A 20,830-nucleotide genomic window follows, 5' to 3' on the forward strand; every position below is an offset into this window, starting at 1 on the left:
GGGCGACCCGCTTTCACACAGGACACTGCCATGACCCGCTTTTCGTTCAAGTCGCTGACCACCGTTGCCGCCGCCGCGACGATTGCGCTGACCAGCCTGACCGCCACCCCCGCCGCCGCGCTGAGCGAGAAAGACCGCAACGCGCTGGGGATCGTGCTGGGAATCGGCACGATGGCGCTGATCATCGACGGCATCGAGAAAGACAAGAAACAGGAGCGCCGGACCGAGCGCTACGAAGAACGCTATCAGGACCGTTACCAGGACCGTTGGGACGATGACCGCCGCGAAGCGCGCCGTGATGCACGCTATACGGTGCCCGCACGATGCGTGACCCGCGTCGAAACCCGGGGCCGCACCCGCGAGGTGATCTCGGGGCGCTGCATGGAGCGCAACGCGAGCCGGGTGAACCTGCCGCAGGCCTGCGCCTTCGACATCCGCACCGACCATAACCGCCGGGAAGAGGTGTTCGGGCGCAACTGCCTCGAAAGCCACGGCTACCGTATCAGCCGCCGCTGAGGAAACCGGCATCGCACAGCGCGCGGAGGGGCAACCCTCCGCGCTTTTTCATTGCACGGGCGGCGCCCAGCGGGCATCCCGGACGGCATGATACAGAACCCCGATTATTCCTTTGAACAGGCCGCGCAGGCGCGTGGCCTTCTGCGCATCGCCGGCGTGGACGAGGTCGGGCGCGGCCCCCTGTGCGGGCCCGTGACCGCCGCCGCCGTGGTGTTGGACCCCGCGCGCATCCCCGCCGGCCTGAACGACAGCAAGAAGCTCAGCGCGAAACGGCGTGCCGAACTGGCCGCCGAAATCATGCAGGTCGCCGATTTCTGCGTGGCCCATGCCAGCGTCGCGGAAATCGACGCGCTCAATATCCTGCAGGCCAGCCATCTTGCGATGTGCCGTGCAGTGGCAGGGCTGCGCACCCCGCCCGATCATGTGCTGGTCGACGGCAACCGTCTGCCGCGCGATCTGGGCGTGTCGGCCGAGGCGCTGGTGAAGGGCGATGCGCGATCGGTGTCGATTTCTGCCGCCTCGATTTTGGCGAAAGAGGCACGCGATGCGCTGATGGTGGATTTGGCGCAACAATATCCCGGCTACGGCTGGGAGAAGAACGCCGGTTACCCGACCAAAGACCATCTGGAGGCGCTCCTAAATCTTGGTGTGACCCCCGTGCATAGGCGTTCGTTCAAACCCGTGCACAATATCTTGTGCCAAGGCAAATCTGTAAGTAGTTGATTCAAAAAAGAATTTGACGGCGAATCGCCTTTGACTCATGTTTGGGGACATAGACCGGCACAAGTCGGCATACCCAAATCGGGCAGAATGAGGCACAGATGACCAAGGTAAAAACGCAGGTGGCGCCGGCGGCGTTGCCGCTCAATCAGATTTTGGCGGGCGATTGCGTCGACGCGATGAACCGCTTGCCCGAGGCGAGCGTGGATCTGATTTTCGCCGATCCGCCCTATAACCTGCAACTGCGCGGCGATCTGCATCGCCCCGACAATTCCAAGGTCGATGCGGTGGACGATCACTGGGATCAGTTTTCGTCCTTCGCCTCCTATGACAATTTCACCCGCGACTGGCTGGCCGCCGCGCGCCGCATCCTGAAACCCAATGGCGCGATCTGGGTGATCGGCAGCTACCACAACGTGTTCCGCATGGGGGCGGAGCTGCAGAACCAAGGGTTCTGGATCCTGAACGACGTGGTCTGGCGCAAATCGAACCCGATGCCGAACTTCCGCGGCAAACGCCTGACCAACGCGCATGAAACGCTGATCTGGGCGTCCAAATCGGAAGGCGCGAAATACACTTTCAATTACGAGGCACTGAAGGCGCTGAACGAAGGCGTGCAGATGCGCTCGGACTGGGTGCTGCCGATCTGCACCGGGCACGAACGGCTGAAGGATGACGCCGGCGACAAGGCGCATCCGACGCAGAAACCCGAAAGCCTGCTGCACCGCGTGATTCTGGCCACCACCAACCCGGGCGACGTCATCCTGGACCCGTTCTTCGGCACCGGCACCACCGGCGCCGTGGCCAAGATGCTGGGGCGCGATTTCATCGGGATCGAACGCGAGGAATCCTATCGCAAGGTCGCCGAAAAGCGGATCGCCAAGATCCGCAAGTTCGACAAAGAGGCCCTGGAAATGACCGGCTCGAAGCGCGCAGAACCGCGCGTTCCCTTCGGCCAGCTCGTGGAACGCGGCATGCTGCGCCCGGGCGAAGAGCTTTTCTCCATCGGCAATCGCTTCAAGGCGAAAGTCCGGGTCGATGGCACGCTCGTCGGAAATGACGTGAAAGGCTCTATCCATCAGGTTGGCGCGCATCTCGAAGGCGCGCCCAGCTGCAACGGCTGGACCTACTGGCACTTCAAGCGCGATGGCAAACTGGTGCCCATCGACCTGCTGCGCCAGCAGATCCGCGCCGAAATGGAGGGGCGCCCGAACTGATCGGGCCCCCGGCTTACCTGACTGTCATTCAGTTACCGCCAGCGCCTGTGGTCCGCCCGCAGGTGCAGCCTTGCCCCGCCGTTCGCTCGGCGGGGTCTTTTGCCATTCCGCCTCCGGCGGGAGTATTTTTGCCAAGAAGAAATCGGGTGCTTCTTCTTGGCAAAAATACTCTCGGGGGGTGCGGGGGGCAGACGGCCCCCCGGCGGCGTTCAACTGTCTTCCAGACGGGCGCGCAATTCGCGCAGCACGGGCAGCGTCGCACGAATCTTTTCGGGGCCGATGTCGCGCACGATGTCGGCGATCACCGGCATGAAGGCGGCCAGCGCCGCATCGCGCGCCTGCCGCCCTGCCGGGCTGATCGCCACGAACTTGCGCCGTGCATCGTCCCAATCGGGGCGGATATGGATATGCCCGGCCCACACCAGTTTCGACAAGGTGTTGGTCATCGCGCCACGGGTGACGTGAAAGGTCGCGGCCAGTTGTGCGGGCGTGCGTTCCTCGCCGATATGCGCCAGGTGATTGAGCACCGAGAAATGCGAGATTTCCATGCCCTTGGGCAGCGCGCGGCTGACCACGTTGCGCGCCAGCTGATCGGCCATGAACACCTCGGCAAACAGGGCCGCGGCCAGCGGATCGGAGCCGTCGTTCATGGTCCCTCGAATGTACGGTCGTGGGTGATCGAGGGCACGCGGGCGCGGGCCTCGGTCACGCGGTTCAGATCCAGATCGACCAGCGTCACGCCGGGGTCGCTGCCGCCATCGGCCAGCACCTCGCCCCAGGGGGCGATGGCCAGGCTGTGGCCATGGGTGCGCCGCGGCTTGCCGCCATGGGCCGCATGGGTGCCGCATTGCGCCGGCGCCAGCACGAAGGCGGTGTTCTCGATCGCGCGGGCGCGCAGCAGGCTTTCCCAATGCGCCGCACCCGTGGTGTCGTTGAAGGCCGCGGGTACCGTCAGGATTTGCGCCCCCCCTTGGGTCAGGCGGCGGAACAGCTGCGGGAAGCGCAGATCGTAACAGATCGCCATGCCGATCTTCGCCCAGCCCGCATCGGCCAGAACCGCCCGGGTGCCCGGGCGATACCCTTCGGATTCGCGGTATTTCTCGGTTTCCGACACATCCACGTCGAACATGTGGATCTTGTCATAGCGCGCCACGATCCCGCCGTCCGGTGCGATCAGGAACGAGCGGTTGGCAAAGCGGCCGTCGGCATCATGGGTCTTCAGCCCGAGCGAGCCGATCAGCAGCCAGATCCCCAGATCGGCAGCCTCGGCGCGCAGCGCGGCCAGGGTCGGGTCGTCATCCTCGTGATGCAGCACCGCGCGTTGATGGGCGCGGTCCGAACTCAGCAGATTGGTGCATTCGGGCGTCAGCACGAACCCCGCGCCGCCCGCCGCCGCCTGCCGGATGAAGTCGCGCGTGACCGGCAGATTGGCCGCCGGATCGTCGCTGACCGACAGCTGGAGCAGACCCGCGCGCATCAATCGGCCAGCAGCGGGTCGAGCTTGCCCGCCGCGTCCAGTGCGTGGATGTCGTCACAGCCGCCGACCAGTTGGCCGTCGATGAAGATCTGCGGCACGGTGCGGCGTCCGCCCGCGCGTTGCATCATCGCCTGGCGCAGCGCGGGGTCGGCGACATCGGTTTCCTCGAAGGGCACGCCCTTGCGCGACAGCAGGGCCTTGGCGGCGATGCAATAGGGGCAGGTGCGGGTGGTATAGATTTCGACGCGTTTCATTTCAGGTATCCCTTGGGTCGCGGGTGACTATAGGGATTTAGGCGTCCTTCGCAACGCGCGCCAGTGCCAGAACCGAGACCTTTGCCGCGCCTGCCGCCAACGCGGCCTGAGTTGCCGCCGAAAGCGTCGCGCCCGAGGTCATCACATCGTCCACGATCAGCACATGCCGCCCCGCCACAGATGCGCGCCGCCGGGGCGTGACCTGCACGGCGCCGCGCAGGTTTTCGAAGCGTTCGTCGCGAGTCTTGCCATCCTGACTGGGGGTTGCGCGCGGCCGTTCGAACAGATCGGCGCAATGATCGAACCCGGCCAGACGCGCGAGTTCGCGCGACAGCAGGGCCGATTGGTTGTAGCGCCGTTTCAGCAACCGCAGCCGGTGCAGCGGGATCGGCGCGACGAGCATGCCGGGCTCCAGCAGCGGCGCTGCGGCGCGGTGCAGCCAGGCGCCCATCGGGCGCACCAGATCCAGCCGGTCGCCATGTTTCAGCGCCAGCACCAGTTTGCGCCCGTTGTCGCGGTAGGCCAGCGCCGCGCGCCCGCGCGCCCAAGGCCGGTCCTGCGCCAGACAGTCGTCACACAGCACCGGCCCGGTGTCGTCGCCGGGCAGGGGCGCGCCGCAGCCGTCGCAGGCCAGCCCGGTGATGAAGGGTGTGTCGCGCCAGCACGGCCCGCACAGGCCGAAATCGGTGCTGACCGCCCCGTTGCAGGCGATGCAGCGCGGCGGGAAGACGATATGCAGCGCGCCCTGCGCGACCTGTCTGATCCCCGCTAGCATCCCCGTGCGAACCGTCTTAAGGTCCGGCCCCATCATGACCACACCGCCCCCTCTGACCGACCGAGCCGCGCTGATGCGCAACCGCCACCGTGCCGCCGCTGCAGGCCCCGCGCTGTTTCTGCACGAGGATGCGGCCGCTGAACTCGAGGAGAGGCTCAACGAGGTTAACAGAAGGTTTACGAACCCGGCCCTGGTGACGAATTTCCCGGGGCCGTGGCGCGAAGTCCTGCCTGACGCCAAGGTGGTGGCCGATGACGAGGTTCTGGATCTGGTGCCGGGCGCGCATGATCTGGTGGTGCATGCGATGTGCCTGCACTGGTCGAACGACCCGGTCGGGCAGCTGGTGCAATGCGCCCGCGCGCTGCGCCCTGACGGGCTGTTCCTGGCGGTGATGTTCGGCGGGCAGACGCTGGCCGAGCTGCGCGCCGCACTGGCCGAGGCCGAGGCCGCCGTGACCGGCGGGCTGAGCCCGCGTGTGTTGCCGATGGGCGAGATCCGCGATCTGGGCGGGCTGCTGCAGCGCGCGGGGCTGGCGCTGCCCGTGGCCGACAGTGTGCTGCGCAAGGTCAGCTATGCCGACCCGCTGCGCCTTTTGGCCGATCTGCGCGCGATGGGAGAGGCCAACGCGCTGACGCAACGCCCGCGTCATTTCATGCGTCGTGCCGTTCTGGCCGAGGCGCTCAACCGGTATGTCCAGGCGTTTTCTGACCCTGACGGGCGGGTGCGGGCCAGTTTCGACATGGTCTGGCTGACCGGCTGGAAGCCGCATGAAAGCCAGCAAAAACCGCTGCGTCCCGGCTCGGCGATCCAGCGGCTGGCGGATGCGCTGAACACATGCGCACTGCCGCAAAAGGATACGCCGGAAAGTTAACCCAGTGCGGTCAGGAACCCGCGCGACCACCAGTGCACGTCCTGCTTCAGCAGCACCCGCATCAGCGCGGCATGGCGGCGTTTGCGTTCGTTCAGCGGCATCGCCAGCGCGGTCATCATCGCGGTGGCCATCTGTTCGGGGTCGTGCGGGTTGACGATCAGCGCCTCGGTCATCTGTTCGGCCGCGCCGGCGAACTGGCTCAGGATCAGCACGCCGGGGCTGGCCGGGTCCTGTGCCGCCACATATTCCTTTGCGACCAGGTTCATCCCGTCCATCAATGGCGTCACCAGCGCCACATCCGCCGCACGGTACAGCCCCGCCAGCGTCTCGCGCGCGACGGGGCGGTTGATAAAGCGGATCGGAACCCAGGTGATGTCGGCATAGGTGCCGTTGATCTGCCCCGACAGATGTTCGGTTTCCTGACGAATGTCGTCATAGGCCTGCACGCCTTCGCGCGTGGGCGGCGAGATCTGCAGCAGCGACACATGCCGATGCCAATCTTCATGCCGTGCCAGAAATTCGCCGAAGGCCCGGAACCGCTGCGGCACGCCCTTGGAATAATCCAGCCGGTCGACGCCGATCATCAGCCGCCGGTCGGGCTTGACGATGCCGGGCGGCAGTTTGGCCATTTCATCCTCGGCCAGCCTGGCGAATTCGCGCGCGTCGATGGCGATTGGAAAGGCACCGATCCGGGCCTGCCGCGGCGCCAGATGGATGAAGCCGCCCGACAGTTCGGTCGCGCCGCCGATCTCGACCATCGCGGCCATGCAATTGCGCGCGTCGCGTTCGGCCTGCAGTCCGATCAGATCGAAATGCGAAAGCCATTCGCAAAGCTCGGGGCCGTTGGGCAGCGCCTGCATCGCCAGCGGCGTCGGAAACGGGGTGTGCAGGAAAAACCCCATCCGGTTTTGTGCGCCCAGATTGTGCAACTCGTAGGCCATCGGGATCAGATGAAAATCATGCACCCAGATCCGGTCTTCGGGTTGCAGGATCTGCATCAGCATCCGCGCCAGCCGGCGGTTGACATTCTTGTAGGCGGACAGGAATTCGCCGTGAATATCCAGCAGATCCGTGCGGCCGTGAAACAGCGGCCACAGCACCGAATTGGCGTAGCCGTCATAGTAATTGGCCTGCTCCTCGGGGCTCAGGTCAAAGCACATCCGGGCAAAGGCCCCGCCGTCCACGCTGCGCAAATGGGGGGCGGGGGTCTCGACCGTTTCGCCCGAGGTGCCGATCCAGATGCCGCCGCGTTCGGCCAGGGTATCGCCCAGGGCCACCACAAGCCCGCCGGACGGGTTCGGCCCCATCGGAATCCGGTTCGAAAGGCAGATCAGACGCCCCATGATACCCCCTGCGCCGCGGCAAGCCAGTCGCGCACGGCTTCGGGATCGGGCAGGCGATAGCCCGCGCAGCTGTCCCCCGTGCCGATCTTGATGCCAAAGCCGCCCTGTGTCCCGGCCCAGTCCAGTGCGGGTTCGTCGGTGGTGTCGTCGCCCAGAAACACCGGAATGCGCCCGGCAAAGACCGGCAGTGCCCAAAGGGCGCTCAGCGCGCGGTCTTTCGACACGCCGGCGGGGCGCAGTTCCATCGCCATCTTGGCGGGCTGCACCGCAAAGCCCGGGGTTTGCGCGGCAAGATCGGCCGCAAACGCCGCCACTTCGTCCGCCGCTTCGGGGCGCTGACGGTAATGCAGCGCGCCGCCATGGGTCTTTTCTTCGTAAAGCAGGCCCTTGCTTGCGGCAAAGGCGGCAAGGTCGTTTTGCAGCATCGCCAGCCCGGAGGGGGAGTCGCCCAGCGGCGGGGCCATGCCGCGTGCCTCGGCGCCGTGACTGCCGACCATGAGCCCGGCAAACCCGGGCAGATAGCCCGCGAGTTCCGGCAGCGACCGGCCCGACACCACCGCCAGCGCCCCTGCGCAGGCGTCACTCAATGCGGCCAGACGAGCGGGCAAATCCGTGGGTACAAGAATGGCATCGGGGCGCGGGGCAATCTCGACCAATGTGCCGTCGAAATCCAGAAAGACGGCATGACGGGCACAATCGAGCGGCGGAGGCGCGGACGCCTCGGAAGGGTATGTGCTGGGCATGGCGTTAGGGTAAGGCATTCTGTCTCATTTTGAAAGGTCGCATTGACCCGCCGTCAAAACACTTTAAGTCGGGAAAGGTTCCGAACAGTGACAGACAGGACGACAGAATGAAGATCGACGCAAACCCGCGCCTCGCCCATGCCCCTGCCGATCACCCGCCCGTCGCCCAGGCGAAAATCGGGCTTCTGGTGGCCAATCTGGGAACGCCCGACGCCACCGATTACTGGTCGATGCGGCGTTATCTGAACGAGTTCCTGTCGGACAAGCGGGTGATCGACATTCCGAACTGGAAGTGGCAGCCGCTGCTGCAACTTATCATCCTGAGCAAGCGCCCCTTCAGCAGCGGCGCCAATTACAAGTCGATCTGGAACACCGAGGCCGACGAAAGCCCGCTGATGACGATCACCAAGCAGCAGGTGGCCAAGCTGCGCGAGGCCGTCGAGGCACGCTATGGTGCCGAGGTGATGGTCGAATTCTGCATGCGCTATGGCAACCCCTCGACCCGGTCGGTGGTGGATCGGATGGTCGCGGCGGGCTGTGAAAAGATCCTGTTCCTGCCGCTTTATCCGCAATATGCAGGCGCCACCTCGGCCACGGCCAATGACGAATTCTTCCGCGCGCTGATGAAACAGAAACGCCAGCCCGCAGTGCGCATCGCGCCCGAATATTTCGACCGTCCCAGCTATGTCGAAGCGCTGGCGCAATCGGTCGAGCGTGCCTATGCCACGCTGCCGACCCGTCCCGATGTGCTGGTCGCGTCCTACCATGGCATGCCCAAACGCTATCTGATGGAAGGCGACCCCTACCATTGCCAGTGCCAGAAAACCTCGCGGCTGCTGCGTGAACGTCTGGGCTGGGACAAGGATGCGATCGACACCACCTTCCAGTCGGTCTTTGGCCGCGAGGAATGGCTGCGCCCCTACACGGTCGAACATGTGGCCGAGTTGGCGAAGGCGGGGAAAAAGAACATCGCCGTGATTTCGCCGGCCTTCTCGGCCGATTGCATCGAAACGCTGGAAGAGATCAACGGCGAGATCCGCGAGGCCTTCGAACATGCGGGTGGCGAAAGCTTCACCTACATCCCGTGCCTCAACGACGACGATCTGCATATCGCGGCGCTGATGGACGTGGTTCAGGAGAACTTCGCCGGCTGGCTGGCTTGATTTTGCCGAAATTTCTGCTGCGTCAATCTGCCCCGGAGCGTTTTGGGGCATTTTTAATGAATCTTTAAGCCTGTGGTGTGCACCTGAGTGCAGGCCATATGGGCTGAGTTCGGGCCGTTTTCGGGGCGGCGGCCTTTGGAGCAAAAAGGAAAAATGATGCAAAAACTGATGGTGATGACGGCAGTGGTGATGGTGTTGGGCGGTCCAGCCCTGGCGGGGTATGCCAACCCCTGGGCCACCGAAGAGGACACGATCCTGTCGAAGAACCATGAAGAAAACCTCGCGAAATCGGTGGACACCCCCGGCGAGGACGAAATGCTGGGTGTGATGGTGCAAAACGCCCGCGGCAAGCTGGACCCCGATGTCGGCTCTGCGGCCAGCGGTGGCAAGGGCGGTGCCGGCGGTCGCGGTGGCGAAGGTGCGGGCAACGGCGGCGGCAAGGGTCGCAGCAACTGATCTGGTATCAAAAGACCCCGGCAGATCGCTCTGCCGGGGTCTTGGATTCCGCGTTCCGGGGGGAATAGGTCAGATCAGCAGAACCTGCGTGCCGACCTGGGCCAGCTCGAACAACTCTTCGATGTGCTGGTTATACAGACCGATGCAGCCGTTCGAGGATTTGCGCCCGATCTTGCGCGTGTCATGCGTGCCGTGGATGCGGTAATACTGCCAGCTGAGGTAAAGCGCGCGGGTGCCCAGCGGATTGTCGGGGCCTGCCGGCACGAAATCCGGCCAGTCCGGGTTGCGCTGTTTCATCGCCGGGGTGGGGGCCCAGGTCGGACCCTTCACCTTGCGGATCACTTCGGTGCGGCCGCGGCGGGTCAGATCCTCGGACACCGGAACCGAGGTCGGATAGAGTTTGTAGATCGACTGATCCTCGGACCAGAAATGCAGCGCACGCGAGACGGTATCCACCAGGATGGCACCGTTGGTCAGGGTGCTGAAATAGGGCTGCCAGTCCAGCGCCCGGAAGCTCGAGATGTTCCGCCGCATGTTGGTGTTGGCGGTGTCTTCATGCTGTTCCAGCCCGGCATCGGGCGTTTGTGCCATGGCGGGCAGGGCAAGCCCCGCACCCAGCAGTGCCGCGGTCCCAAGGAATGCGCGGCGATCAAGCGGTTTGCGCATATCGGTCATCATCATACTCCATCGCGGCCCAGTCCACGAATTTCGCTCAGCCATAGTGCGCCTTTGCCGCAGGTGCAAATCAAACCGTCGTCATCGGGCGGTTTCACGCAACTGTGCGTTTGCGCGGGTGCGGTCATGCGTGTAAGCCTCTGGCCTGAAATTGCAGGGGTTATCCGATGAAATCTGTCAAAGCGCTGATTGTAATGTCTGTTCTGGCGCTGGCGGCTTGTGAGTCTGCCGCGCCGCAACTGGGACCCGACGGCAAGCCCTTGCCGCAGCTTTACAAGATCACGGCAAAGGAAGCCGGGGTGATCCCGCAACGCGTGCTCGAATCCGTCAACTCGTTGCGTGCCGCCCGTGGCACCGCGCCGGTGGTGCTCAATGCGCAGCTGATGGCGGCGGCGACGGCACATGCCCAGGACATGGCCTCGCAGAACCGGCCGTGGCACTGGGGTTCGGACGGCTCGTCGCCGCTGGATCGCGCGCGCCGTCAGGGCTTCATGGGGCATATTCTGGGCGAAAACATCTCGGAAACCTACGAGACCGAGACCGAGACCCTGTCGGCCTGGATGGCACTGTCCGATACCCGCGACGTGATCCTCAACCCGGCGGCCACCCAGATGGGCTTTGGCTGGTATCAGGAAGCGTCGGGCAAGATCTGGTGGACGATGGTCACGGGCCAGTAAGGCCCAACCGCCGTGCCAAGGCAAAGGGCCCCGCGGGGCCCTTTTCCATGTCGTGTTCAGGGGAAGATGAAGATCGGCGTGCCGGTCGCGATCATCGCATAGATCTCTTCGATCTCTTCGTCCTTGACCGCGATGCAGCCCGCCGTCCAGTCGCGACCACGCCCCTTGTTCTTGCGGGCGCGGCCATGAATGAAGATGTCGCCACCCGGCTTGCGGCCCTGCGCTTCGGCAAAGGCGGTATCCTGCGCGTTCGGATAGCTGATCCCGAGCGACAGATGATAGGCCGAATTCGGATTGCGGCGGTCGATGAAATACATCCCTTCGGGGGTCTTGCCGTCGCCTTCGAAACGTTTCGGCCCCACAGGGTTGCCACCCAGGGCGATCTTGTAGGTCTTGATGACCTTGTTTTCCGAGAACAGCATCATCCGGCGCTTGCCCTTGAACACCTGGATCTGCGTGATCGGCGGGCCCGCATAGCTGCGGAATTTGCCGCCGCTGCCGGGGCCACCGCACGCGGCCAGCAGGGCAAGAGAGGAAAGCCCGAAAAGGGCGGTGCGACGTTGCATGAGGGGCCTGTTTTCGCTGCTCATTTTTATGCACTCTAGCGTGAAGCGATCGGTTTTCCTAGGCTGCTAGCCGCGCGTGAACCGGGCTGCAAGCTCGACATGGGCCGACCAGCGGAACTGATCGACCACGATCAGATCGCGCAACGCGAAGCCCGCGGCGATCAGCAGTTGGGCATCGCGGGCGAATGTGACCGGATTGCACGAAACATAGGCCAGTGTGCGGGTTTTCGAGGCGCAGATCTCGCGCACCTGCGCTTCGGCCCCGGCGCGCGGAGGGTCGATCACGATTGCGTCATGGCGATCGAGTTCGTCGGGCAGCAGCGGGCGGCGGAACAGATCGCGCACCTCATGGGTCACGCGCTTCAGGCCCTGCGCCTCGCGCCAGCCCCGGTCCAACGCGGTCAGCATCGTGGCGTCCCCTTCGACGGCATGGACCTCGGCATTCGCGGCCAAGGGCAGCGCGAAGGTGCCGCATCCGGCGAACAGATCGGCCACCCGCGCGGCCTTGCCCACGGCACCGCGCACGAAATCGACCAGCGCCGCCTCGCCGCTGGCGGTGGCCTGCAGAAAGGCGCCGGGCGGCGGTGTGACTTTGGCTGTGCCGAAACTTTGCTGCGCGGGGCGGCGGGCGGCGACGGTCTCGTCGTTCCAGCTCAATCGCGCCAGATCGTGCCGCCGCGCCAGATCGGCGAGTTGGGTGAACAGCGCGGGCTCTATCTCCTTGCCGCCTTTCGCGGCCATCTCGATCCCGGCTTCCGAAAGGGTCAGGGCAAAGGCGATCTCGCCCTTGCGCGAGCCGCCCATGGCCGTCGCCTCATGCAGCGCGGGCAGGGCGGCCAGCAGTTCGGGGCGCAGGATCAGGCAGTCGGGCACCTCGACCAGCGTATCCGAGGCGCGGGCGTGAAACCCCACCAGCGTGCCCTTCTTGGTGCGCCGTCCGGCCAGCGTCGCCCGGCGGCGCGAGTGCAGCGGCGAGGTTTCGACCCGGCTGACGCTGGCCGCGATGCCGCGGGCGGCCAGGGCGGTTTCCACCACGCTGGCCTTCCAGCCCGCCACGAAGTCGTCCGAGGCGTGCTGCAACACACAGCCACCGCAGGCGCGGTAATGCGGGCAGGGCGCCTTGACGCGCCGATCCGAAGGGGTGACGATCCGGGGCACGGCGATGCGGCCCTCGACGATGTCACCGCTGGCCACCTCGCCGGGCAGGGCCATGGCCACATGCACGGTGCCCGCAGGCCCATGCGCCACGCCATCGGCATGCAGCGACAAACGTTCGATCGTCAGTTCGGTCTGATCCATGGTCTTCCCCTTTTGCCGCCCCTTAACAGGGGCAGGGGGCATGCGCCAAGCGCTATTGCGCGGCCTGCGACGCGGGATCGTCGTCGGCGCCGATGAAACCGCCGGACTGGCGGCTCCAATACCGGGCATAAAGCCCGCCTGCCGCCAGCAGTTCGGCGTGACTGCCCTGTTCCACGATGCGGCCCTGATCCATCACCACGATCCGGTCCATCTGCGCGATGGTGGACAGCCGGTGCGCGATGGCCAGCACGGTCTTGCCCGCCATCACCCGGGTCAGCGCCTGCTGGATTGCCGCCTCGACCTCGCTGTCAAGCGCCGATGTCGCCTCGTCCAGCACCAGGATCGGCGCGTCTTTCAGAAACGCCCGCGCCAGCGCGATCCGCTGCCGCTGCCCGCCCGACAGCTTCACGCCGCGTTCCCCAAGCGCCGCGTCATAGCCGCGCTTGCCGGTGTGGTCGGTCAGCCCGGTGATGAAGTCATGCGCCTCGGCGGCGCGGGCGGCGGCGATCATCTCGGCCTCGGTGGCGTCGGGGCGGCCATACAGGATGTTTTCGCGGGCGGATCGGTTGAACATCGCGGTTTCCTGCGTGACCATCGCGATCTGGCGGCGCAGGGATTCCTGCGTCAGCCCGCGCAGGTCGCGCCCGTCCAGCAGCACGCGCCCGGTTTCCGGGTCGTATAGCCGCAAGATCAGCGCCACGAGCGTGGATTTCCCCGCCCCCGAGGCGCCGACGATGCCGATCTTTTCGCCCTGGGCGATGTTCAGGGTGATGTCCTCGACCCCGCCTGCCTTGCGGCCATAGGCGAAAGAGACATGATCGAAGGCCAGCGCACCCTGTGCCCGCCCGATGGTCTGTGCATCGGGCGCATCGGTCAGCGTATGCGGCGGGGTCAGCGTGCGCATGCCGTCCTCGACCTCGCCGATATTGCCCCAAAGCCCCATCAGCGATTGCGACACCCAGCCCGACATCTGCGCAATCCGCATCGCGACGGCCCCGGCGGCGGCAATGTCGCCCGCGCTGGCCTGCCCGCGCTGCCACATCAGGATCGCGCCCCCCACCAGCAGGATCGGCAGCAGGCCCGAAAACGTCATCTGCGCCAGCCGATACCACATCGAGGTCACGCCGAAATCGCGGGCGCGGTCGCGGAAGACCTCCATCGCGCCAAGGGCGGCCTGGTCTTCGTGTGCGGCATGGGCAAACAGTTTCACAGTCTTGATATTGGTGATCGTGTCGACAACCTGGCCCGTCACCATCGCCCGCGCTGCGGCACGATCCTTCGATTTGGCACGCACGCGCGGCAGGAAGCTGCGGATCAGCCAGACATAGGCCACCAGCCACACCGCCAGCGCCAGCGCGCCCCAGGCGTCGATGCCGACCAGCAGAACGACCGAGCCGATGATCGAGGCCAGCGCGAAGAAGACGGTCCCGATCACCTCGCTGACGACATCGGTCACGGCACGCGCGGTCTGCATCTGTTTTTGCGCGATGCGCCCGGCGAAATCGTTGTCGAAAAAGGTCACCGATTGCCCCATCGTCCAGCGATGCAGCCGCGACAGCACCAGCGGCAGGACATTGGGCGCGATCATCAGGTTCGATGCCCAGGTCGAGGCGCCGAAGGCCAGCGGGCGCAGCACCAGATAGAACACCGGAAAGGCCAGCAGCAGCACCCAGTTATCGGCCAGCAGCGTTGCGGGCGGGGTGCTGACGGCGGCGTCGATAACCCGCCCCAGCAGCCAGGCCGAAACCACCTCCATCGTGCCCGCGGCGGCGGCCAGCAGCCCCGCCAGCCAGATCGCAGGCCAGGCGCCACTCAGGCACCAGCGGAAGAATGCACCCAGACGTTGCGGCGGCGGCCCCTCGGCGGGGCGGAAGGCATCAATCATCGAAACTCGCTTTCCCTGCGAAGATAGGGGCGCGGGTCCGAAAGGGAAAGGGTCAGCCCAGCAGTTCGTCGCGCGAGAGCGAGAAGCCCGAGGCGATCCAGCGATCTTCCAGCAGGCGCAGATGCTGCCCAAGATCGGCCCCCGCAAGCGTTGGCATCAGGTCGCGGGCGGTCACCGGAAACTGTTGCGCGGCGCCGAACTCCACGCTTTCCCGGCTTGCTGCCGGAATCTCCTGACCCATAAGCGCGGCACGCACCAGCACTGCATCCGTGGCATCCCGGACCCCGAAACGATAGCCCAGAACGGCATCTGGCGCGGGATCGGCCAGCGCGGCGCGCAGCCGGTCCAGCCGTTTGGCCTCGGCCTTCGACAGGCGCAGCCGCTCGGCCACATCCTGCCCGCCAAGCGCGGCCAGACGGCGCAGCGCATCGGGCCTGTGGCCCTGTTCCAGATGCACCAGCGGCGCGATCGCGCGCGCGTCAGCGCCGGGCAGCACATGGGCCAGAACCCCGCAGGCCTGCATGGCGGCCAGCGCGGGGGCGGGGTCGGGCGCGGCGAGCAGTTTTTTCATCTCGGCGCCGACCCGTTCGCGTGACAGCGCCTCGATCCCCCGCGCATTGGCCGCGCAGGCCGCCAGCCCGTCAGGATCAAGCCCCAGATCGGGCGCCCCATACCAGGCGGTGAACCGGAAAAACCGCAGGATGCGCAGGTAATCTTCGCGAATCCGTGCCTCGGGCGTGCCGACGAAGCGCAGATGGCGCGCCGCCAGATCGGGCAGGCCCTCGCCCAGCGGATCAATGATCGTGCCATCGGCGCGGGCATAGAGCGCATTCATCGTGAAATCGCGCCGCGCGGCGTCATCCTCGATCCGGGTCGAGAAGGCCACGGTGGCATGCCGCCCGTGGGTTTCGACATCGCGCCGAAAGGTGGTGATTTCATGCGGGATATGATCGGCGACCACCGTCACCGTGCCATGCTCGATGCCCGTTGGCACGGGTTTCAGCCCGGCAGCCCGCGCCAGTTCCGTCACCCGCGCGGGCAAGGCGTCGGTGGCGATGTCGATGTCGGTGACCGGCTGCCCCAGTGCGGCGTTGCGCACGCAGCCCCCGACCAGCAGCGCCTGATGCCCGCCCGCGCGCAGCATTTCCAGCACGCGCTGCACATGCGCCGCCTCGATCCAGTCTCCCGACAGTTTCATGGCGCCATCCGGTCACTGAGTGTGCGCAGCATCCGGGCGGTGGCGCCCCAGATGTAATAGGGTCCGAAGGGGGCGACGTAATAGCTGCGCCAAGTGCCACGCCAGCGCCGCCGCTCGACGTGGAAATTGGTTGGGGTGGCGATATGGGCCAGCGGGACGGTGAAGATCTCGTCGACCTCGCCTGCCTCGGGGCGCGGGGCGAAGGCGGTATGAATGCGCGCCAGAACAGGGGTTACCAGAAAACCAGTGACGGTTTCATGCGGATCGAGCGTGCCCAGAACCTCGACATTGGCGGGATCGAGGCCGATTTCCTCATGCGCCTCGCGCAGGGCGGCGGCTACGGGCCCGTCATCTTCGGGATCGACCTTGCCGCCGGGAAAGGCGATCTGCCCGGGATGGTGGCGCAGATGCGAGCTGCGCTTGGTCAGATACAGTTGCACGCCGCTGGCCGTGGCCTCGAAGGCCACCAGAACGCCCGCGGGGCGCAGCTTGCGCCCCGGCGGCAGCGCGATTTCGGGGTTCAGGTCGTAATCCGATGAAGGCCGCCCCGGACGGGCCAGCGCGGCCAGAACCGGGGAGAGCGGATCACGCATCGCCGGCCTCTTTCGGGGTGCCGTCGGGGTTCACCGTGGCCTCGAAACCCAGACTGGCCGGGTCGAATTCGTAATGCGCGCCGCAGAACTGGCAATCGGCGGTGACGCGCCCGTCCTCGGTGGTCATGTGGCGAATGTCCTTGGCCGAATAGATCGCCAGACTGTCGCGCACCCGATCCGCCGAGCAGGTGCAGCCGAACTCGATGCGCTGCGGATCAAAGACACGCGGGCCTTCTTCATGGAACAGCCGCACCAGCAGATCGGTCGGATGCACGGTCGGGCCGATCAGTTCCAGATCCTCGACGGTATCGAGCAGCAGGTTCACGCGGTTCCAGTTTTCATCCTCGTCGCCATCCAGAATGTCGGTGTGCTGCAAGAGCCCGCCTTCGCCAGACCCTTCCTTGGCGGCGAAGGGCGAGGCCTTCGGCATCATCTGCACCATCACCCCGCCGGCACGCCAATGCTCGCCCTGGCCCGGCACGGTCGATCGGCCGTAAGACAGGGCAAAGCGCGTCGGCAGCTGTTCGGATTGCGCGAAATAGGTCTGTGCGCAGGCGCTCAGCGATCCGCCTGCCAGCGGCGTGATGCCCTGATAGGGCACATTGCCTTCGCCCTGGTCGATCAGAACCGCGAAATAGCCCTCGCCGATCTGGCTGAACGGATCGGCCGTCGGGTCCAGCCGTTCGGCATCGAAACTGGCCCAGCCGCGGATGCGCGCGGGCGCGCCGTCATCGCTCGGGCCATAGTAATCGGTTGCCAGAATGCGGATCGGCCCGGTGCCGCGCACCTGCAACGACAGTTTCCAGCGCAGCTTGATCGTCTGCCCGATCAGCGCGGTCAGCAGCGCCACCTCGGCCACCAGCGCCTCGACCATCGGCGGGTAGTCGTGTTGCTCCAGCACCTTCTCGAGCACGCCATCAAGCCGCGCGACGCGACCGCGCACATCAGAGCGGTCCAGCTGGAACGGCAGGACGGTGTCGTCCCAGGCGATTTGCGAAAGCGTGGTCATGTCGGTTCCTTGAGGGTTTGCGTTCAGCCCGGCGGCTGGCATACCCTGCCTATATAGGCGCGGCAACCGCAGACCCAAGAGGCAACACAAGGTGCAGGCATGATCCGTCGGTTTGGAGAGCCCGTGGTGGCGGGGCAACGCTATCGTGTCAGGGCAGGGGCCTATGCGGTGCTGCTGCGTGACGGTGCCGTTCTGGTCACCCATCAGGCCGCCCCGACCCCCGAGTTTCAGCTGCCCGGCGGTGGCATCGACCCGGGCGAAAGCCCGCAGCATGCCCTGCACCGAGAGGTCTTCGAGGAAACCGGCTGGTCGATCGCCGCGCCGCGCCGGATCGGCACCTACCGGCGCTTCACCTACATGCCCGAATACGACCGCTGGGCCGAGAAACTCTGCATGGTTTATCTGGCGCGCCCGGTCCTGCGCCGCGGCCCGCCAAGCGAACCGGGGCATCGCGCGATCTGGATGACGCCGGAGGCTGCGCTTGATCAGCTGGCCAATTCCGGCGATCGGCATTTCCTGGCGCAGGCGATCTGGGGCAGATAGGCCACAAACCCCGATTTCGTGGCGCGCGCCGCGGGACATGCCCGTCAAATTGACGCAGAGGTCAATAATTCGTCTGGAAACGAATGGGTGTTTCCGCTATCCCTATGCCCGCAGTATAAAATCTGGCCGCAAGAGCCGGAGTATTTTTGAGGCGGAGTGGTGTCATGGTAAAGTCGGTGGACTTTGCCGTCCGTAATGTTATGGGCGGCGTGTCGCGTGGTGTGGTTTCCGGCGAGGGGGCGAGTGATTACATCGCAGTCGGTTCGGGCGATGAGATTTCTCTCAATCTGAGAAAAACCAACATTCTGAAATATGTGCGCGAAGGGAACGATCTGCAGATCGTTCTGGTCGACGGGCGCACGATTACGCTGTCGGACTATTACGACGCAATCCCGGGCGAAGAGAACCGGCTCTACATCTCGTCGGACGGCGAAATCACGGCGGTGACCTTGGAAGAGAGCGGCGATGGCGTGATGTTCGCGCAATACAGCCAGCCCGAGGTGATCGGCAAATGGAGCGCGAACGACGCGCTGGCCTTCCTGAATGGCGAGGATCTGATCGCGCCTGCCGTGGTCGGGGATACCACCGGGATGGCGGCGTTTGCGCCGCTGCTGTTGGGCGGGATCGGATCGGGCGGGCTGATCGCGGCCGGGGTGGCGGGTGCGGCCGTCATCGGGGGCAGTTCGGGCGGCGGCGGGGGCGGCGGGCGCGATGTGATCGTGCCGACCGTGGATGACCCGGATGCGGACAGCACACTGACGACCCATACCGCCGATCCGGCGGCGGTCGTGACCGGCACCGGCGAGGCGGGTTCGACCGTTGTCGTGGAACTGGGCGATCAGACGCTGCAGACCACGGTGGGCGAGGATGGCACCTGGGGTGTCCGCTTTGAAGGTGACAGCTTTCCTTCGGATGGCGATCTGAGTTCGCGCGTGACGGTGAGCGCGCCCGATGGCACCGTGACCGAGCTTGACGGCCCCGATTTCCTGATCGACATGACGCCCCCCGATGTCGCGGTGATGGCCGGTGCGCTCAGCACGGGCGACGTTGAAAACCATACCGAATATCAGGACGGGATTTCAGTGTCGGGCACCAGCGAGGCGGGCGCGGCAATCACCGTCACGGTGGCCGGGCATACGCAATCGACCGTTGCCGGCGCTGACGGCAACTGGAGCGTGACCTTCCCTACCACGGAACTGCCTGCGGGCAGCTACACCGAGGCAATGACGATCACCGCCACCGATGTGCATGGCAATACGAACACGATCACCGATACGCTGATTGTCGATACAGACATCACCCTGACCCAGACCGCCGTGCCCGGCGGGGCCGATGGTGTCGTCAGCGCGGCGGAACTCCCGGCGGGTGTGACGATCGGTGGTTCGGTGGATGCGGGGTCGAGCGTGGTTGTGACACTGGCCACGGGGCAGACGATCACGGCGAGTGTCGTTGATGGAAACTGGTCCGCGGCGATCCCGACCGCAGGCATGAGCGGCGAAGGTGTGCTTGACTACACGGTTTCGGCGACAGATCCGAACGGCAACACGGCCTCGCTGGCGGGTTCGGTTGTCTATGACACGGTGCTGAACACGCTGACGGCGGGCACCACGACGAACACGACCGTGGTGAACGACGCCTATGTCAACGCGGCCGAAGGCGCGGCGGGCATTGTGCTGAGCGGCGCGGTCGAGGCCGGCGCGCAATCGGTGACGGTGACGCTGGCGGATGGCCACACGATCAGCGGCACGATCACCGGCACCAGCTGGACCGCAACGGTCCCCGCCGCTTACGCGACCGGCGAAGGCACGCTGACCTACACCGTCAACGCGGTCGATGCCTATGGCAACACGCTGCAAACCCCGGTTTCGGGTGCGGTGATGTATGACACGATGGTGCGTGACTTTACTCAGACGGCGAATGTGACCACTGACGATCTGGTCAATGCCCGCGAGGCGGCGGCAGGGTTCGCGATCTCGGGCACGGTCGAGCCGAATTCGGATATCGTCGTGCGGCTTGAAACCGGCGCGATGCGGACGGTTCATGTCGGCGCGGATGGCATCTGGTCGGTGAATTTCACTGCCGCAGATCTGGCCGGAGCCAGCGGCACCCTGCATTACACGGTTACCGCAACCGATCATGCGGGCAACGTGGCGGTGCTGGGCGATGACAGTTCGCTGTCTTTCAACGTTGATCTGGTCGCCCCCGAGGCGCCCGCAATCGAAGCCGTCACCCTGACCACCAACACCGAGAACGTGCGCGCGATCTACACCGATTCCGATGGCGAAGGCGCCTATGCGATCCATGGTGTGAATGCCGCGGGGGATGTGTCTTCGGTGGCGCTGTCCTCGGGCGGGCCGATCTCGCTGGGCGAAGAGGATCTGTATAACTTTTCAAGCAGTGTGCCGAACGGGTCGTATCTGGTGGTTACCGATACCGATGCCGCGGGGAACGAGGCCTCGACCCTGCTTGTGGTGGACAACAACAGTGCGGTCTCGGTCGATCTGGCGCGTGCGGGGTTGGCCGAATTCGACTTCGCCGCAATCGACCTGAGCTTCGCCGAGGCCGATCTGACGATCACCGCAGAACAGATCACCGCCCTGACCGGCCCCGACAAGACGCTGGTCATTCAGGGCGATGCCGCGGATCACATCACCGCAATCGGGGCGCAGGATACCGGGCAGGAACAGGTGATCGGGGGCAAGAGCTACAGCGTCTATACGCTGGGGGATGATGGTGCGAGCCTGATCATCGACGATCAGATCACCCATCTGACGATCTGACCGGGGGCCACAGGATGACCCGGCCTAGTCGTGACAGTGTGCTTCCGGGGTCCCGCCCCATCGCCCGGGC

At 65.5% G+C, this 20,830-nt stretch carries 22 protein-coding genes; 9 read left to right on the forward strand and 13 right to left on the reverse strand.

Translation table 11 applies throughout. From position 1 onward, the window contains the following. Nucleotides 1-30 precede the first annotated feature (30 nt). From P2G62_RS02330 to P2G62_RS02340, 3 genes are all read left to right on the forward strand, one after another. A complete protein-coding gene (locus P2G62_RS02330) occupies nt 31-516 on the forward strand; it encodes a hypothetical protein (protein ID WP_275733256.1) in 486 nt (161 codons plus the stop codon). Between the two features lie 87 nt (nt 517-603). Further along, nucleotides 604-1,239: a ribonuclease HII gene (locus P2G62_RS02335; protein WP_275733257.1), complete on the forward strand. Its 636-nt coding sequence runs from the start codon at nt 604-606 to the stop codon at nt 1,237-1,239. 98 nt (nt 1,240-1,337) lie between these two features. Further along, complete coding sequence (locus tag P2G62_RS02340; protein WP_275733258.1) at nt 1,338-2,453, forward strand: site-specific DNA-methyltransferase; 1,116 nt, start codon at nt 1,338-1,340, stop codon at nt 2,451-2,453. A 209-nt stretch (nt 2,454-2,662) separates the two neighbouring features. On the opposite strand, the gene P2G62_RS02345 is transcribed toward P2G62_RS02340, so the two are convergent. The 4 genes from P2G62_RS02345 to P2G62_RS02360 are packed head-to-tail and all read right to left on the reverse strand — an operon-like array spanning nt 2,663 to nt 4,992. Continuing rightward, a complete protein-coding gene (locus P2G62_RS02345) occupies nt 2,663-3,103 on the reverse strand; it encodes a MarR family winged helix-turn-helix transcriptional regulator (protein WP_275733259.1) in 441 nt (146 codons plus the stop codon). Next, a complete protein-coding gene (locus P2G62_RS02350; RefSeq protein WP_275733260.1) occupies nt 3,100-3,930 on the reverse strand; it encodes a carbon-nitrogen hydrolase family protein in 831 nt (276 codons plus the stop codon). Before P2G62_RS02350 ends, P2G62_RS02345 begins: the two co-directional genes overlap by 4 nt. Continuing rightward, entirely contained in the window at nt 3,930-4,184 is a 255-nt protein-coding gene (gene grxC / locus P2G62_RS02355) for a glutaredoxin 3 (RefSeq protein WP_275733261.1), read from the reverse strand. The genes P2G62_RS02350 and grxC overlap by 1 nt, the downstream gene beginning before the upstream one ends. A 37-nt stretch (nt 4,185-4,221) precedes the next feature. After that, nucleotides 4,222-4,992 (reverse strand): double zinc ribbon domain-containing protein, encoded by a 771-nt coding sequence (locus tag P2G62_RS02360; protein WP_275733262.1) that lies wholly within the window; start codon nt 4,990-4,992, stop codon nt 4,222-4,224. 1 nt (nt 4,993) lies between these two features. Between P2G62_RS02360 and P2G62_RS02365 the strand changes: the two genes are divergently transcribed. Continuing rightward, on the forward strand, nt 4,994-5,830 hold the full coding sequence (locus tag P2G62_RS02365; protein ID WP_275733263.1) for a methyltransferase domain-containing protein: 837 nt from the start codon (nt 4,994-4,996) through the stop codon (nt 5,828-5,830). On the opposite strand, the gene P2G62_RS02370 is transcribed toward P2G62_RS02365, so the two are convergent. Both P2G62_RS02370 and otsB read right to left on the reverse strand, forming a co-directional pair. Next, nucleotides 5,827-7,173, reverse strand: coding sequence for a trehalose-6-phosphate synthase (locus tag P2G62_RS02370; protein ID WP_275733264.1), 1,347 nt, complete (start codon nt 7,171-7,173; stop codon nt 5,827-5,829). The two genes, P2G62_RS02365 and P2G62_RS02370, sit on opposite strands and share 4 nt — an antisense overlap. Then, nucleotides 7,161-7,934 (reverse strand): trehalose-phosphatase, encoded by a 774-nt coding sequence (gene otsB / locus P2G62_RS02375; protein ID WP_275733265.1) that lies wholly within the window; start codon nt 7,932-7,934, stop codon nt 7,161-7,163. The genes P2G62_RS02370 and otsB overlap by 13 nt, the downstream gene beginning before the upstream one ends. An 89-nt stretch (nt 7,935-8,023) precedes the next feature. Here otsB and hemH point away from each other — a divergent pair, with 89 nt between their 5' ends. Together hemH and P2G62_RS02385 are read left to right on the forward strand one after the other, a co-directional pair. After that, a complete protein-coding gene (gene hemH, locus P2G62_RS02380; RefSeq protein WP_275733266.1) occupies nt 8,024-9,079 on the forward strand; it encodes a ferrochelatase in 1,056 nt (351 codons plus the stop codon). Nucleotides 9,080-9,235: 156 nt separating this feature from the next. Then, nucleotides 9,236-9,535, forward strand: a complete 300-nt coding sequence (locus P2G62_RS02385) for a hypothetical protein (RefSeq protein ID WP_275733267.1) — start codon at nt 9,236-9,238, stop codon at nt 9,533-9,535. A gap of 69 nt (nt 9,536-9,604) precedes the next feature. On the opposite strand, the gene P2G62_RS02390 is transcribed toward P2G62_RS02385, so the two are convergent. Beyond that, a complete protein-coding gene (locus P2G62_RS02390; protein WP_275733268.1) occupies nt 9,605-10,210 on the reverse strand; it encodes a L,D-transpeptidase in 606 nt (201 codons plus the stop codon). Nucleotides 10,211-10,377: 167 nt separating this feature from the next. On the opposite strand from P2G62_RS02390, the gene P2G62_RS02395 reads away from it, so the two are divergent. Continuing rightward, nucleotides 10,378-10,887, forward strand: a complete 510-nt coding sequence (locus P2G62_RS02395) for a CAP domain-containing protein (protein ID WP_275733269.1) — start codon at nt 10,378-10,380, stop codon at nt 10,885-10,887. Between the two features lie 56 nt (nt 10,888-10,943). Here P2G62_RS02395 and P2G62_RS02400 read toward each other — a convergent pair whose 3' ends face one another. From P2G62_RS02400 to P2G62_RS02425, 6 genes are all read right to left on the reverse strand, one after another. Then, nucleotides 10,944-11,453 carry a L,D-transpeptidase family protein gene (locus P2G62_RS02400; RefSeq protein WP_275733270.1) on the reverse strand — a complete coding sequence of 170 codons (510 nt, stop codon included), beginning with the start codon at nt 11,451-11,453 and terminating at the stop codon, nt 10,944-10,946. A 66-nt stretch (nt 11,454-11,519) separates the two neighbouring features. Then, nucleotides 11,520-12,752, reverse strand: a complete 1,233-nt coding sequence (locus tag P2G62_RS02405; protein WP_275733271.1) for a class I SAM-dependent RNA methyltransferase — start codon at nt 12,750-12,752, stop codon at nt 11,520-11,522. Between the two features lie 52 nt (nt 12,753-12,804). Beyond that, nucleotides 12,805-14,637 (reverse strand): ABC transporter ATP-binding protein, encoded by a 1,833-nt coding sequence (locus P2G62_RS02410; RefSeq protein WP_275733272.1) that lies wholly within the window; start codon nt 14,635-14,637, stop codon nt 12,805-12,807. 52 nt (nt 14,638-14,689) lie between these two features. After that, entirely contained in the window at nt 14,690-15,835 is a 1,146-nt protein-coding gene (locus P2G62_RS02415; RefSeq protein WP_275733273.1) for a CCA tRNA nucleotidyltransferase, read from the reverse strand. Then, a complete protein-coding gene (locus P2G62_RS02420; RefSeq protein WP_275733274.1) occupies nt 15,832-16,428 on the reverse strand; it encodes a CoA pyrophosphatase in 597 nt (198 codons plus the stop codon). Before P2G62_RS02420 ends, P2G62_RS02415 begins: the two co-directional genes overlap by 4 nt. Continuing rightward, nucleotides 16,421-17,437: an Hsp33 family molecular chaperone HslO gene (locus tag P2G62_RS02425; RefSeq protein WP_275733275.1), complete on the reverse strand. Its 1,017-nt coding sequence runs from the start codon at nt 17,435-17,437 to the stop codon at nt 16,421-16,423. The genes P2G62_RS02420 and P2G62_RS02425 overlap by 8 nt, the downstream gene beginning before the upstream one ends. 99 nt (nt 17,438-17,536) lie before the next feature. On the opposite strand from P2G62_RS02425, the gene P2G62_RS02430 reads away from it, so the two are divergent. Beyond that, nucleotides 17,537-17,980 (forward strand): NUDIX hydrolase, encoded by a 444-nt coding sequence (locus P2G62_RS02430; protein ID WP_275733276.1) that lies wholly within the window; start codon nt 17,537-17,539, stop codon nt 17,978-17,980. A 164-nt stretch (nt 17,981-18,144) separates the two neighbouring features. Next, entirely contained in the window at nt 18,145-20,760 is a 2,616-nt protein-coding gene (locus tag P2G62_RS02435; protein ID WP_275733277.1) for an Ig-like domain-containing protein, read from the forward strand. Nucleotides 20,761-20,830 lie beyond the last annotated feature (70 nt).

The sequence above is a fragment of the Paenirhodobacter sp. CAU 1674 genome (assembly GCF_029222945.1).
GTDB lineage: Bacteria > Pseudomonadota > Alphaproteobacteria > Rhodobacterales > Rhodobacteraceae > Rhodobacter.